The organism is Peribacillus deserti (genome assembly GCF_002863585.1).
Taxonomy (GTDB): domain Bacteria; phylum Bacillota; class Bacilli; order Bacillales; family DSM-1321; genus Paraperibacillus; species Paraperibacillus deserti_A.
This window is the reverse complement of sequence record NZ_PGUY01000017.1, coordinates 70,125-84,742: the sequence shown is the minus strand read 5'-3', so window position 1 is coordinate 84,742 and position 14,618 is coordinate 70,125. Positions and strand designations below refer to the sequence as shown.

Here is a 14,618-nt window from a genome sequence, read left to right as displayed (position 1 = left end):
CTTCCACAATGTTATTTACTTAAGGAGAACAATTTTAAGAATGGATTCTTGCGATTGTCAGTTATTTTTAATTCGTCCAGCAGCAGCTTTTCTTGATGGTCCTCAATCCATTTCTTAAGCTCTTGTTTACCCTGGCATGAGGTATGGTATGTTTCTCCGCCTTTGCCTGTAGCATTAATAACATACCTGCAAGATGTAGTCCCCATAAAGCCCACCTTTTTTAATGTTGTGATTTCATAATGAACATTATAACAAGGTTAATTTTATTTTCCATACTTTTTTTGTAAAAATACTTAAAAAAATAATAGCAGATTTTAACAACATTTGCGCTGCCTAAAATTCTTAAAAGTGACTGCGTTTTCAACTTTATTTTACCTATATAAGCTTTGTATATTTCGAATTTTTGAGAGATAAATTTTTACAAAAAAAACATTTACAATAGGACAAAACGGGAGTAAGATAATCATCAGTTTCATATTTCTATATCGCTTAATCCATTATTGGAGCGGGGGACCCACTTTTGTATCTGGGGTGAATCCTAAAAGTTAGGTAGGGCTACTCTTTAGTCCGAATCCGGCAGCTAACCTCGTAAGCGTAAGAAGAGAGGAAGGTGAGGCTGTGAGACACTGTCATTTAATGTCCGCAGGGCTTCTACACGCCTTGTGGCTTTTTTGCGTCTAGGCTTCTAAAATGTTTTAATTTTGGAGTTACATTGGGGCAGATGGGGAAAATAAAAAAAATATCAAACAATTGGTGGGTGCAGCATGTTATCTTCGATTAAAAGGTTTTTAATCGGGCGTCCCCTGAAATCAACAGAACTCGGGGAACAAAAACTTAATAAAACGAAAGCTCTAGCGATCCTTTCTTCGGATGCGCTATCGTCGGTGGCATACGGTCCCGAGCAGATCCTGATCGTCTTAATTACAGTAAGTGCAGCTGCTTTTTGGTACTCCCTCCCTATAGCATTGGGGGTCCTGTTTTTATTAGCAGCACTCATCCTTTCTTATAGACAGATCATATTTGCGTATCCCCACGGAGGAGGAGCGTATGTCGTTTCCAAACAGAATTTGGGTGAAAATCCGGGTTTAGTGGCAGGCGGTTCATTGTTAGTCGATTATATCCTGACAGTAGCAGTAAGTGTCTCCGCTGGTACGGATGCAATTACATCGGCGTTCCCAGCTTTGCATGAACATAATGTTTTGATTGCAAGTGTCCTTATCGTGTTTATAACACTTCTGAATCTCAGGGGAATTACTGAGTCTGCTTCCATTTTGGCCTATCCGGTCTATTTGTTTGTGCTGGCTCTATTTATTTTAATCGGCGTAGGGTTGTATCATATTTTTACAGGGCATGTACCGGCAGACCTGCATTCACCTGTCGGAACACCTGTAGCCGGAATCTCTTTGTTCCTGCTTTTGCGTGCTTTCGCATCAGGAAGTTCAGCCCTGACGGGTGTAGAGGCCATATCTAATGCGATTCCTAACTTTAAAAGTCCTGCACCGAAAAACGCCGCTGCAACTTTGATGGCGATGGGACTCCTGCTTGCTCTTCTTTTTTCAGGAATTGTATTCTTAGCCTATTACTATGGAATTACGCCAACAGAGAAGGAAACGGTTGTATCCCAGATCGCTTCAGAAACGTTTGGCAGAAACTTTATGTATTATTTCATTCAGGTCACAACGGCCATGATTCTCGTTCTCGCTGCTAATACCGGATATTCCGCATTTCCGCTGCTCGCTTACAGCCTCGCAAAGGATAAATATATTGCGAGAATGTTCACTATGAGAGGAGACCGTTTGGGATATTCAAACGGAATTATCTTCCTGGGCATTACATCCATTCTGCTGATCGTCGCTTTTAGAGGACAGACGGAACAATTAATACCGCTCTATGCAGTGGGGGTTTTCATACCTTTCACCCTGTCCCAGACAGGGATGCTTGTTAAATGGATCCGGGAAAAACCGAATGGATGGCAAGTCAAGCTAACCATCAATGCTATTGGGGCCTTAATCAGCTTCCTGGTAATGATGACATTCTTTATCACCAAGTTTGCTCAAGTGTGGCCTGTACTCATCTTTCTGCCGCTTCTAGTCTTTTTGTTCCATCGAATTAAAAGACATTATGATGCAGTCGGCGATCAATTACGAATCACAACCTGTGAACCGGCTCTGCCGATTGAAGGAAATGTCATCATTGTACCGGTGGCCGGTATCACCCATGTTGTGGAGAATTCTTTAAATTATGCTAAATCTCTAAATGCTGACCAGATTATTGCTGTGTATGTGGCGTTTGAAAGGGAACAGGAACGCACTTTTGAGGAGAAGTGGAAAAAGTGGCAGCCTGATATCAGATTAGTAACGCTGCATTCTTATTATAGAAGCATAATCCATCCGTTAACGAAATTTATCGATACAGTCCAGCATAAAGCGGAAGATTCTAACTACCGAGTAACTGTGCTGATCCCGCAGTTCATTCCTAAGAAGAGCTGGCATAATATTCTTCATAATCAGTCCAGCCTGCTTATCCGTGCGTTTCTTCTATATAGAAGGAATGTCATTGTAACAACTGTTCCATATCATCTTAAACAATAAAGGGAAAGGGAGCTGGATGGATCCAGCTCCCTTTTTAAGCTTATGGAGACATTCTGCTGGTTTTTAATAAATTGGGGACTATTTTGGAAGGTGATTCCTGTTGAATTTGTTGCATGATCCTTCTTAAGGTACTCATGCGTATTGGGGAATTTGTTCGATTCTTTTTTTTGCTTGAAACTACAGCCTTACTACGTATGGTTCGGTCTTGAAATCGGTAATACCTCCATTCATTGTGACTGCCAGACGATACGAGGGGGTTCGGCCATTTTTATGCGGATATTGACTCTAATATTGGCTGCATCATACGTTTCGATCCCTTTTTTGTATGATTTTTAACATGGGCTGCGTAAAAGTAAGTGTGATAAAGGAGGTTTTTACCAAAATAAAAGTATTTAAGAAAGAAGTGAAAGGTTTATGCTTAACTTTAGGGAACTTATGCTTAGGTTTGGGTAGTTTATGCTTAGGTTTTAAGGTATTATGCTTATGTTTTCCATGTTTATGATTATCTCTCTTCTTTCTATGCTTATGTATTTTTGGTTATGCTTATCCTATTGCCTTTATGCTTATCCGGCTCCTTTTATGCTTATACAGCTACTTTTTTTCTTAGTAGTTTCATAAGCATATCGTCAAATTGAGACTCCAGGCACTTTACTCAAACTGCACACGTAAAAAATCCGCCGAGATTTTCTCGGCAGTCTGAAAAGGGGCTGGATAAATCCAGTCCCTATTTTATCAGAGTCCGTCCTTGTTTGGCTCTGTGTCTTGATTCTCCATGCAGCCGCCATACAGCTGGTTGATTTCCTCCTCGAGGGCATCTAAGAACTCGTCACTTAACAGCGGTTTATTATGCTTATCCATAGAACCTCCTGCAATACTTTTGATATATGTATTGTTTACCAGGAGTGCAGGTTTGAAACCTTAAACCTGTTGTTGATAGGCTGTTTTTAAAAACTCTGCTGCTATTGAACAAGAAGTTGATTTCCGCTTCAGGATGCTCGCTTTCCGCGGACTGATTTAACAATAGGGTGATATAACAAAACTTATTAAAAAAAACAATCTTTTAGAAAGGCTGTTTTCGCAAACTTTGTTGTTTTTGAACATGGGGGTTGATTTCCACTACAGGATGCTCGCTTTCCGCGGGGCGGGCGTTGAGCCTCCTCGGCTTCGCCTGTGGGGTCTCACCTAATAGAAAAGCGGAAGTGCCTTGTTCAGACCCGACAAGCATAAGACAAGCGGGCCGTGGAAAGCGGTTTTCCTTTCCATGGACCGATTGGCTTATGACTCGAGGGTCTAGGCGCTGGAGCCGGACATTGCCCGCTGCTCCCGCAGGAGTCTCGCACCTTACGTTCCAATCAACCTGTTTAACAATAGGGTAGGTTCACCGAACTACTAAAAAACAACAATCTTTTAGAAAAGAGCCTTTAGAAAAGAGCCTTTTGATTAGCCAGAAGTTTCCAGGAGGACTTCATCTCTTGTTTAAAAATCAGTATTTGCTAATTCAAAAATGGCCCGGGCATAAATAGAGGATGCTTTTATCAAGTCATCAACTGCTGCGCATTCGTCCTTCTGGTGGGCTGTATCCGGTCTTCCTGGGAACAAGGCACCGAAGGCAACTCCGTTTTGGATTGTGCGTGCATAGGTATTTCCTCCGGTCGTCAAAAGCACGGGCTCTGATAAAGTTTCTTCCTGGTACACCTTCTGCAAGGTCTTGATAAGAGGATGTTCTGCATCCACATGGTGGGGCTTCCTTTCACGAAGTTCATTTGTTTCAAAACCGTATTTGGCCGCTTCTGCCTCTAATTTTTCATACAAATGTTTATAGGAGGTCTTTACCGGACATCTAAGATTCAAGTGGACAAATGCTTCATTCGCATCATATTGAAGAATGCCGGGGTTAACCGTGAGAGGTCCGGTAATGTCATCGCGAAAGGCTATGGATAGCTTCTTCCCGTAATGATCCCCATCCAGGCATTCAGCTAGAAAACGAAGATAATTATGCCCGGTCAGCTCTAAATCCTGTGTCACTAGAAATCCTGCAAGCTTGGTCCCTGCATTTAAACCTTTTTCAGGTTCCATTGCATGTGCAGATTTACCCTTAATAGAAAGCGTAAGAATCCCCTGATCCTCGACACTTCTCCCTTCCAAATTCTGGTCCCTGCAGAAAATCTCAAAAGCAGCCTTCACAGACTCCAAGCCAGCTCCGCTTACACTTGCTACCGCCAGATCAGGTACCACATTTGCCCTCTCCCCGGCCTTAAACGACACCAAGGTGGGGACAGTCCCCATTTCCCGGCCTTCAGCACCCGCGCCAATACTGGAATTCACGCTGTTTTGGGCGGGGACAATCCCTATTTCCCGATTGAATTTCAGACGTATGTTGATCTGCCCCTTTTCAGCATAAATAATGGGGAAATCAGCATCCGGGGCAAAGCCGGCGATAGGATGCGGTTCAAGCTCCATATATTTCTGCATACAGCTCATGCCGCTTTCTTCATCAGTACCAAATATAATACGGATTCTGTGCTTCAGCGGCAGGCCTAATTCCTTCACAAGCTTACATGCATAATAAGCAGCCATGGTCGGTCCTTTATCATCAATGGCGCCTCGTGCATAAAGCATCCCATCCCGTACTTCCGGAACAAAAGGGTCGGACGTCCAGTCCCCGGAGGAGGCCGGCACCACATCAACGTGGCATAATATCCCTATGTAATTTTCTGCATTCTCAGGGCCCATCTCGGCATAACCCGCGTAACCCTCTATGTTTTTAGTCCGGAAGCCATCTTTCTCAGCCTTATCCAGCATAAAGCTGAGTGCTTCACTTATAGCCGCTCCCATCGGTGCCTCCTTGGAAGCTGTGGATAAATCTTTAATACTTTTGATTTTTAAAAGTTCGGTTAAATCAGCCAATAATTCTGATTTTCGGTTAAGAATTTGACCATGCCAATTCAAGATATCTTCCTCCTTATCATTCGAGTTTAATAAATCGTATAGAAAAATTGTAATTTATTGAGGTTGAAAAAGCACGCTGAGTTTCTTTACCGGACGGCTTATTGTGTAAACATGCATTTTGTTGAAGCGGACCTCAGTTGATTTTTAACAAAAGTCACCTATTTGGAAAACAAAGGCTATTTCAACTAATGTATAATAAAGGATACAATGAATGTACTCAAATGAATTTAGCTGATGGAAGATATAAATAGATAAGGGTGATTTATTGAATATGGAGAAGAAACTGGGTCTTGTAGTGGATGTGGAGACGACCGGATTAGGGCCGGACCGCGATGAAATCATTGAGCTTGCCTTAAAGCTGTTTTCTTACCGGGAGGATACCGGGGAGGTAGTGGAGATTATTGAAAAGGATTCATTCTTAAGGGAGCCTCTTTCCATTTCAGCTAAGCGAAACTATAGCAGTGCCTATAGAGTTCACGGGATTCCTTATGATATGGTGGAAGGGAAAAGCTTTCTTGATGAAAAGGTAAGGTCATACTTTGATAGAACAGAGACGGTTTTTGCCCATAATGCTTCCTTTGATAGAAGCTTTTTATTCAGGATGTATCCCGAAGTGAACGATCTTAAATGGTATTGCACCATGAGAAGCATTCCTTGGAAAGGCTACGGCTTTCCAAACAGCAGGCTGCTGACCCTGCTTCAAGCACACGATATCACCAATCACCAGACTCATAGAGCACTTGATGATATTACATACTTGATGGAACTATTAAAGCAGACAAGTCCAAGAGGCGCATTATATCTTAAAGAAGTCATCAACAGCAGGCCGATGAGGAAGTATCAGCCAGAGCCGCCTAAGCGAAAGTCCGTTTACTATTAATGAGAAGCTTAAATATTTTTCTAATTACCAACTTTAAGGTATTTTAGAATCATAGATAAAAAAAGCTTGGGAAATAAAGTATGGACCCCGCAAAACATCAGGAATATCAAGAATTATGTACTGGGAAATGGGGGACAGTCCCCCGAAAAAAGGAGTGATTTTGATGATTGATGTGTTGAATCCGGCGACAGGTGAGGTTGTTGGCGCTGTTCAGAATGGCGGAAAGGCGGAGGCTCGCGCTGCTGTAGATGCTGCTTACGAGGCGTTTAAAAGCTGGTCAAAAAAAACGGCTGGTGAACGAAGTACGCTGCTGATGAAGTGGTTTGACTTGGTAGAGGCACATACTGTTGAGATTGCTGAGATCATGACCAAGGAACAGGGAAAACCGCTGAAAGAAGCAATCGGTGAGGTCACCTATGCAAACAGCTTCATTTCCTGGTATGCCGAGGAAGCGAAGAGAATTTACGGGCAGACCATTCCCGCTTCACACCCAAATAAACGGATTCTTGTACAGAAACAGCCGGTTGGGGTGATTGCCGCAATTACTCCTTGGAACTTTCCGGCCGCGATGATTACAAGAAAGGTAGGTCCTGCTCTAGCGGCAGGCTGTACGGCCGTAGTTAAGCCTGCCGAACAGACTCCCTTAACTGCTATTAAAATCGTAGAGCTTGCATATGAAGCAGGAATTCCTAAGGAAGTTCTTCAGGTGGTCACCGGAGACGCTGCTGAAATTGGGGATGCTTGGATGGAAGATACAAGAGTCCGGAAAATTTCCTTTACAGGATCAACTGAAGTGGGCAAGCTTCTAATGAGAAATGCAGCTCAGACAGTGAAAAAATTATCGCTTGAATTAGGCGGGCATGCCCCTTTCATTGTGATGGAAGATGCGGATATTGATCAGGCAGTACAGGGGTTAATTGCTTCTAAATTCCGAAACGCCGGGCAAACCTGTGTATGTGCAAATCGTGTATATGTTCAGGAAGGAATTGTAGAGGAGTTCAGCCGGAAATTTGCCGAAGAAGTTTCTAAGCTTAAGGTCGGGAACGGGCTTGATGAAGGAGTCGATATTGGTCCGTTAATCGATGAGCAGGCGATAGAGAAAGTGAACAGGCACATACAGGACGCAATTGAAAAAGGCGGCAAAGTTATATCTGGCGGTCAATCCCAGCAACAAACCGGAAGCGGTCTGTTCATCGAGCCTACTGTGATTTCAGGGGCCACTGATGAAATGCTTTGCATGAGCGAAGAAACATTTGGTCCGCTGGCACCGATTGCGTCATTTAAAACCGCCGATGAAGCCGTGGAGCGTGCCAACAATACTATTTACGGATTAGCGGCATATGTGTTCACCAAAGACCTGAGCCAGGCATTTAAGATGATGGAAGAGCTTGAATATGGAATTGTCGGATTGAATGACGGATTGCCGTCTGTTGCTCAGGCTCCTTTTGGAGGATACAAACAAAGCGGTCTGGGCCGGGAAGGCGGACACTTTGGAATCGAAGAATATCTGGAAACGAAATATATCTCCCTGGGCCTATAATCATCCAGGACAGGTTTTTTAAAGCAGGACCCCGTTCCAAATGAAACGGGGTCCATTCTTTATGTAAGCTGAAGCGGAGGCTTAATCCAGATATCCCGGAAGTCCGCCCAGCCAAATGAATTAATAGAAACCCCTTCGAGCAGGCCGTGATATCGCTTCATTCTATCTGAATGGTAATTAAAGATAAAAAGATGTTCCTGCATGATCCATTCTTCAATCTCCCTCATTAAGAGCCGCCTTTTCTCTAATGAATGCTCACTAATAAACTGATTTACTTTCTCGTCAGCCATGTGCCGGTAGGGTTCGGTTAGAAAACGATTGATAAAGCAGCTTGAGTTTTTGAATGCCGCTGTAAAGGAAAAATCGATGTCAGGCTGAAAAATTTCACCCATTAAAATAAGATCGGCAGATTCGGTTTCGGTTTCTTCATAAAAATGTTGAATCGAGAATGGCCTCAGCTCTACATGAATGCCAAGAAAGCGGCACCGTTTCTGGAACCAGGAAGCATCCTCACTGCTGTCTTTCATATCAAAGAAATACAAATAAAGAGTCTCGCCATGATAGCTGCTTTTCTGTAAATACTCTTTCGCCTGTTCAAGGGATTTTCTAATGTTATCCTGCCTGCTGATCCACGGGAAGAAGCTGGATGCGGGAAGTTTTAGCTCTTTTCCCAGTTCGTCTATGAGCGCTTTTGAATCTAATAGTTCAAAGATTGCTTTACGGAAATAGAGATCACGAACAATTCCGGTTTTCTTAAAATTAAATCCGATATATGTACAGCCTACTTCAGGTACAGACAGTTCCCTTAACTGTTCATGGGTGGCTTCATTTCCTGGAAGTTCATAATGAATATCCACTTTTTCCTGTACTGGAATATACCAAAATTCAATTCGATCTATAAACGCTCTTTCTTTAAAATAGGAATCAAAAGCTCCTAAAATGAGGCCGTGTTCATTAAACGACTTGATGAAAAAAGGACCGCTGCCGATTATTTTACTTTGATCAAAGCCCTGGCCGGCTGGAAGGATTGAGGCGTTAGAAGCACATAAATAATGTAAGAAAAGGGTATTTTTTTTGTTCAAAATAATATGGACTACATAAGGCGTCGGTGTTTGAATGCTTATTACGTCTTCCATCAGCCATTTATTGGGAGAATCGATTTCCCTCAATCGTGTAAAGGAATATGCAATATCTTCTGATGTGAGTGATTTTCCATTATGGAACTTGATTCCTTTTCGTATATAGAAGGTCCAGATATTCTGCTCCTCATGGTACTCCCAGGTATGGGCAAGGTGAGGCTCAATAGTTGAAGTCTTATCATTAAAAATAACAAGCGTATCAAAAACCTGTTTAACAATATGACTTTCGGTTGAAATGGATACAAAGGCAGGGTCCATACTGGACAGAGGCCTTTTTAATGAGGTACGGATGACATCCAGTGACTGCTGGCTTGACAACGAGTTTACGTGCCTATGTAATTTTTCTGTCAAAGATTCTTTGAAACTAGCCGGAATGGGCATTTTTAATAGGGCGAGTGCTTCTTCAAATTTTTCTTCTTTTATATAGCTCTTTAGCTGACTTTTTAAATAGTGTTCAAGAGAACAAGTGAATGTGATTGTCGACTTGTTTCCACGGCCTCTTCCTCTGGAATAAATAATGGATTGATTGTCTTCAAGCTTGGTAAGTATCCTTTTTGCATTTTTAGTACTGCAGCAGAGAACTTCAGCAATTTCACCCAGAGATTTAGTGAGCATCCGGTCCCTTTCATCCGAGTAAAACGCAAGCCTCATTTCTAAGTAATAATGATTTGACTTCATAGCTTCCCTCCCAAAAAGGGGACATAATTAATATAATTTTATCCTTTTTATTCCTCTTTTTCTTCATTATATTGTGGATAGGAGGTTGAAAGCTATGACATTTTTTAAATTACACCGCAATATTCAGATAAGAATTCTTACATCTTTTTTAACAAGAATAGTGGGTTCCATGATCTTTCCATTCATGGCCATTTATTTTGCACAGGAGCTGGGCAGCTCTTTAGCAGGTATTTTACTTCTCATAAATGTGGCTGCATCCATTATCTCAGGATTTTACGGAGGCTACATTACCGATAAAATCGGCCGTAAAAAGGTGCTGGTCATGGGCCAGGCCCTCACAACGATATCATTTGTCTTCATGACCTTTTCTAATTCACCCTGGTTTGAATCGGTGTGGCTTACGTTTTTCATGATGCTGATCAACAGCTTAAGTTCAGGGTTTGTCAATCCTGCAGCAGAAGCTATGCTGATTGACGTCAGCACAAAAGAAACAAGGTCCTTCATGTACAGCATTAACTACTGGGCAATCAATGCATCCATTATGATCGGTTCACTGATGGGCGGATTTCTTTTTAAGACCCACAAATTTGAACTATTCATATCGTTAACAGGAGTTTCCGTGCTGACTCTGCTTTTGATTGTGTTTCTAATGACAGATGGATATAAACCAGTCAAAACGGCGGAGAAACTAAATGTATGGAAGGATATGGCCCTTAGCTACCGTACAGTCATGCATAATCGGGCATTTCTTATCTTTTCGCTTGCCAGTATATTTATTTTAGGATTAGAAATGCAGAGAAACAATTATATTTCGATCAGACTAGAGGAAGGCTTTACTCCCGTTTCCCTGGCCTGGCTTGGAACAGACGTCTTCCACATTGATGGAATCAGGATGTTTAGTTTTCTGACAACGGAAAATACACTTATCATTGTTTTATTTACGGTATTCATTGCGGGCTGGATCAGAAAATACCGGGAAAAAGACGTATTATATATCGGAATCATCACACAGGTCATTGGCTATTCAGTTCTAGCCGCTAGCAATTCCATTTGGATTTTGCTGGCTGCTGGTCTTGTACAGACGATTGGGGAAATGATGTACGTTCCCGTAAGGCAGACGATGATGGCAGATTTAATGGAAGAAGATGCGAGAGGTGCCTACATGGCATTAAACGGCCTTGTATTCCAAGGAGCCAAGCTGATCGGGGCCGCTGGAATCATTCTTGGGGCCGCTATTGGATCGTGGGGGATGGCTGCGGTTTACATCCTATGCGGAATCGTGGCAATGGGGTTATTTACTATCACAATAAAAGGCCGTGGAACTGAGGCTGCAAAAAATACTGGTAAGACAAGCAGTGCAACATAACGGATACAGGAAGGACCAGCGGATACCATCATGCTGGTCCTTCAATATGAATTAAAATTCCGTAAGCTCGTCCAAATTATTTTCCTTAATTCCATCGGGTTCACTCCGCAAAATGTCCCGTCCGTACTTGTGGAAAACATCCACATGTGAAAGCCTCCCTGCTTTTGCTTCAGTAAGAGCGGTTATATAATCCAATTCCCTGCCCGAATTAGTTTTAACGGCTATAATGTTGCCCTCTTCATTTTTCCTTACGGCAATGATTTCTTCCTTGTCGGCATTAATGCGACGGGATTCATTTAGGGCCTGCTGTGATCCTTCCTGCATATAGTTGTTATAAGCTTCTTCAAATTTATCCATGTGATCGCCTCCATGACTATATAGTAGGCGGCAGGAGTTAAAATATACTTATGATCCGGAAACTTAAGCTGGGTCAAATTTTTTACACTGTCATCTAACCTGCTTCGCTCTCATAAATTTAATAATCAGGATATTGAGAGGATGATGATATGTTTCATGCGCGGCTCATACAATATAAACTTGGGACAGGAAAAAGACAGACTGCTGAGAATTTAACTAAAAAATTTGACGAGGTAAACAGAGGGCTGTCGGGCTTTCGGGGAAACGTATACTTATTTGATGATCAGAACGGGGAATACCAGGTAATTAACTATTGGGATACGAAAGCAGATGCAGAGAATGCCCAAAGCTTCTTATTTCCTCAATTAGAAAATGAATTAAACGGCATCACCCAAGAAAAACCAACATATAAGTTCTTTGAAGTATATGATCCTTTTGAGAGCGGAGATTTGGTTTCAAAAACCCGATCGTAACGAAACAATGAGGCCAACTAAACGTGTTGGCTTTTTGTTTTAGGCTGTTTTCGCAAACTTTGTTGTTATTGAACTTAATAAGTTCTGGGAACTTATCCTATGTTAAACAGGTTGATTGGAACGTAAGGTGTGAGACTCCTGCGGGAGCAGCGGGACAGGTGAGACCCCACAGGCGAAGCCGAGGAGGCTCGGGCGTCCGCCCCGCGGAAAGCGAGCATCCTGTAGTGGAAATCAACCGAAACATCAATCTTTTAGAAAACAGCCTTGTTTTGTAATAATAAATGTCATATTTTAGAAAAGTAAAAGTACTAGTATGGAGGAGAAACCATGCGTGTTACCAAATTCGGATATAATTATCAGCTTACCACTTTACCCTACCTATTCCCGGTAAATTGTTACTTTGTGGACGAGGGCCACGAATTGAGCCTGATCGATACGGGTCTTTCTTTTAGTTACAAAGGGATATTAAAAGCGGCTGACAAACTGGGAAAGCCAATTACCAGGATTATATTGACTCACGCCCATGAAGATCATCTCGGGTCGCTTGATCGGTTAAAAGATTATTTGCCTCAAGCTAAAGTGTATATCTCTAAGCGTGAATCGAGAATGCTGAATGGAGATACTTCTTTAGACCCCGGGGAACATATGGTGCCTATTCGTGGCGGTGCACCCAAATCGTTAGCAACTAAAGCCGATATCCTTTTAGAAGAAGGCATTAATGGCCTATTCTGCACCTGGCCATACGCCTGGTTCGTTAGCTTTTCTGGATAAAAGAACAGGTGCATTATTTGCGGGAGACTCGTTTCATACCGTTGGGAGCGTGACGGTCGCAGGCAAGATGACTGTAAGATTTCCTTTTCCTGCTTGTGGCACCTGGAGTAAACCAACCGCCATGGCGAGTGCTTGTAGACTAACTGAACTGAAACCTCTATTCCTGGCGGCAGGCCATGGTGCGGTGATAAAAGATCCGGTCGGTGCCATGAATCAAGCAATAATTGAAATTAAGAAAAACTTGGATGAACCTACAGAAAACAAGAAGACCAGTTGACGTTAATGCGCTCTTTAAAAAACGCGGCTATAGAAGTCTCCTTCTCAGGTTTGGATCATTACGAAATGAGTCATTAATTTTGTATGACAGTGGATCCGTCTGTTAGTCGAAAAGTAAAACTTGAAACTTTTATGCCGTGTGTAAAACAAGGCAGCAAATAAAAACTAAGCGTTTTATATAAGCACAAGAGATTACCAAATAAGGTTCCTGTACATATTACATATATGGTATATTTAGCAAAGCGAAATAATTTCATTCCATGAATCTTCCGCTAAACGAGAAGATTTTTTTTTTTGGAAAGATGGATGTTGTTTCTTGCTAAATGGAAGGAACATTGAATTCTAATATGAATAGGGAGGGATTGTAATGTCTATTGAAAAGAAAGAGCGTTTGTGGACGAAATCGTTTATTATGCTTATGATTGGGAATTTATTCGTTTTTATGTCGTTCCAGATGCTGATTCCTACTCTTCCCCCGTATATCAAATCTATTGGAGCTTCAGGCCTACAAATAGGACTTGTAACCTCACTTTTTTCGATCGGGGCGGTAATTGTCCGGCCGTTTGTCGGGTACATGCTGGAGTACAAAGCTAGAAAAGGACTCGTATTAATAGGGGCAGCTGCTCTCCTGCTGATCACAATAATTTATCCGTTATCGCAGATTGTGGTTATATTTTTAGCAATTCGTTTAGTTCATGGGATTTTCTGGGGTCTGTCCACGACGGTAAATGCTACAGCGGCTGTTGATATTGTTCCGAACTCTCGGATTGGAGAGGGAATGGGCTATTTTGGTCTATCTGTGACGATTGGAATGATTATCGCGCCCAGCCTGGGAATTTTCTTGTTTAAGATCACCTCTTTTTCAAACTTAATATACATATCTGGCGTTTTAGGAGTTATTGCATTTATTCTTCTTGCGGTGGTACATTACCAGACACCAGAAGCCGTAAAAAATACAAAGAAATCGGATTTAAACTTTTCTTATCTGGGGTCACTCATTGAAAAAACAAGCTGGTACCCAGCTTTCATCACCTTTATAGCTACTTTTGGCTACGGCGCTATTGTGACTTTTATTGTCATTTTCAGTGAGGAAAGAGGAATAGATCAAATTTTTCTCTTTTATCTGTTTAATGCCATTATGGCTTCGATCATCCGTCCCATCTCGGGGAAATGGTTTGATAAGAGAGGACCAGGGGGATTGGTTGAGATCTGTCTGCTCATCACATTTGCAGGCATTTGGACTCTTTCCCTATCACACTCAGATGTCGGGATAGCAGCTGCTGGAGTGCTGTTTGGAATAGGCTGGGGCTCCCTGATTCCAACTCTTCAATCATGGACTCTTGCCAGTACACCCGCGGAACGCAGGGGAGTGGCGAATGGCATGTATTTCTCTGCAATTGACCTCGGAATTGGAGTAGGCGGGCTGGTATTTGGTTTATTGGCCAGTTCCTATGAAATCGGCACGCTTTTTCAAATATCCAGTGTATTTATCCTTGCTGCAGTTGTTCTTGCCACAGTTGAAAACAGAAAAGTCAAGATACAGAAGCAGCATACACTTTCAAGCTGACATAATACAAGGCTGTCTAAGAATGTTGATA

General features: G+C 42.2%; 11 protein-coding genes, 1 pseudogene and 1 riboswitch. Of the genes and pseudogenes, 7 read left to right on the top strand and 5 right to left on the bottom strand.

Going from position 1 to position 14,618, the window contains the following annotated elements; all coding sequences use genetic code 11:
- Positions 1-11: 11 nt before the first annotated feature.
- Positions 12-206: a hypothetical protein gene (locus tag CUU66_RS06220; RefSeq protein ID WP_101640813.1), complete on the bottom strand. Its 195-nt coding sequence runs from the start codon at positions 204-206 to the stop codon at positions 12-14.
- A gap of 270 nt (positions 207-476) precedes the next feature.
- Positions 477-611, top strand: a riboswitch (cyclic di-AMP (ydaO/yuaA leader).
- Positions 612-764: 153 nt separating this feature from the next.
- Here CUU66_RS06220 and CUU66_RS06215 point away from each other — a divergent pair.
- A complete protein-coding gene (locus CUU66_RS06215) occupies positions 765-2,591 on the top strand; it encodes an APC family permease (RefSeq protein WP_101640812.1) in 1,827 nt (608 codons plus the stop codon).
- Positions 2,592-3,323: 732 nt separating this feature from the next.
- Here the strand turns inward: CUU66_RS06215 and CUU66_RS06210 are convergent.
- Together CUU66_RS06210 and pepV are read right to left on the bottom strand one after the other, a co-directional pair.
- A complete protein-coding gene (locus tag CUU66_RS06210; protein WP_101640811.1) occupies positions 3,324-3,449 on the bottom strand; it encodes a hypothetical protein in 126 nt (41 codons plus the stop codon).
- 618 nt (positions 3,450-4,067) lie between these two features.
- The gene (gene pepV / locus CUU66_RS06205) at positions 4,068-5,540 is read right to left on the bottom strand and encodes a dipeptidase PepV (RefSeq protein WP_101640810.1); all 1,473 of its coding nucleotides are present in this window, start codon (positions 5,538-5,540) and stop codon (positions 4,068-4,070) included.
- A gap of 271 nt (positions 5,541-5,811) precedes the next feature.
- Here pepV and CUU66_RS06200 point away from each other — a divergent pair, with 271 nt between their 5' ends.
- The gene (locus tag CUU66_RS06200; RefSeq protein WP_257967914.1) at positions 5,812-6,420 is read left to right on the top strand and encodes an exonuclease domain-containing protein; all 609 of its coding nucleotides are present in this window, start codon (positions 5,812-5,814) and stop codon (positions 6,418-6,420) included.
- Between the two features lie 163 nt (positions 6,421-6,583).
- The gene (locus tag CUU66_RS06195; RefSeq protein WP_257967913.1) at positions 6,584-7,960 is read left to right on the top strand and encodes an NAD-dependent succinate-semialdehyde dehydrogenase; all 1,377 of its coding nucleotides are present in this window, start codon (positions 6,584-6,586) and stop codon (positions 7,958-7,960) included.
- 59 nt (positions 7,961-8,019) lie between these two features.
- On the opposite strand, the gene CUU66_RS06190 is transcribed toward CUU66_RS06195, so the two are convergent.
- On the bottom strand, positions 8,020-9,777 hold the full coding sequence (locus tag CUU66_RS06190; protein WP_101640808.1) for an SgrR family transcriptional regulator: 1,758 nt from the start codon (positions 9,775-9,777) through the stop codon (positions 8,020-8,022).
- A gap of 94 nt (positions 9,778-9,871) precedes the next feature.
- On the opposite strand from CUU66_RS06190, the gene CUU66_RS06185 reads away from it, so the two are divergent.
- Entirely contained in the window at positions 9,872-11,143 is a 1,272-nt protein-coding gene (locus CUU66_RS06185) for an MDR family MFS transporter (protein WP_101640807.1), read from the top strand.
- Between the two features lie 51 nt (positions 11,144-11,194).
- Here CUU66_RS06185 and CUU66_RS06180 read toward each other — a convergent pair whose 3' ends face one another.
- Complete coding sequence (locus CUU66_RS06180; protein WP_101640806.1) at positions 11,195-11,500, bottom strand: DUF3892 domain-containing protein; 306 nt, start codon at positions 11,498-11,500, stop codon at positions 11,195-11,197.
- A gap of 149 nt (positions 11,501-11,649) precedes the next feature.
- On the opposite strand from CUU66_RS06180, the gene CUU66_RS06175 reads away from it, so the two are divergent.
- From CUU66_RS06175 to CUU66_RS06165, 3 genes and pseudogenes are all read left to right on the top strand, one after another.
- Positions 11,650-11,973, top strand: a complete 324-nt coding sequence (locus CUU66_RS06175; protein ID WP_101640805.1) for a hypothetical protein — start codon at positions 11,650-11,652, stop codon at positions 11,971-11,973.
- 327 nt (positions 11,974-12,300) lie between these two features.
- Positions 12,301-13,021, top strand: a pseudogene (locus tag CUU66_RS06170) (MBL fold metallo-hydrolase).
- Between the two features lie 366 nt (positions 13,022-13,387).
- Positions 13,388-14,587: an MFS transporter gene (locus tag CUU66_RS06165; protein ID WP_101640804.1), complete on the top strand. Its 1,200-nt coding sequence runs from the start codon at positions 13,388-13,390 to the stop codon at positions 14,585-14,587.
- The last annotated feature ends 31 nt before the right edge of the window (positions 14,588-14,618 follow it).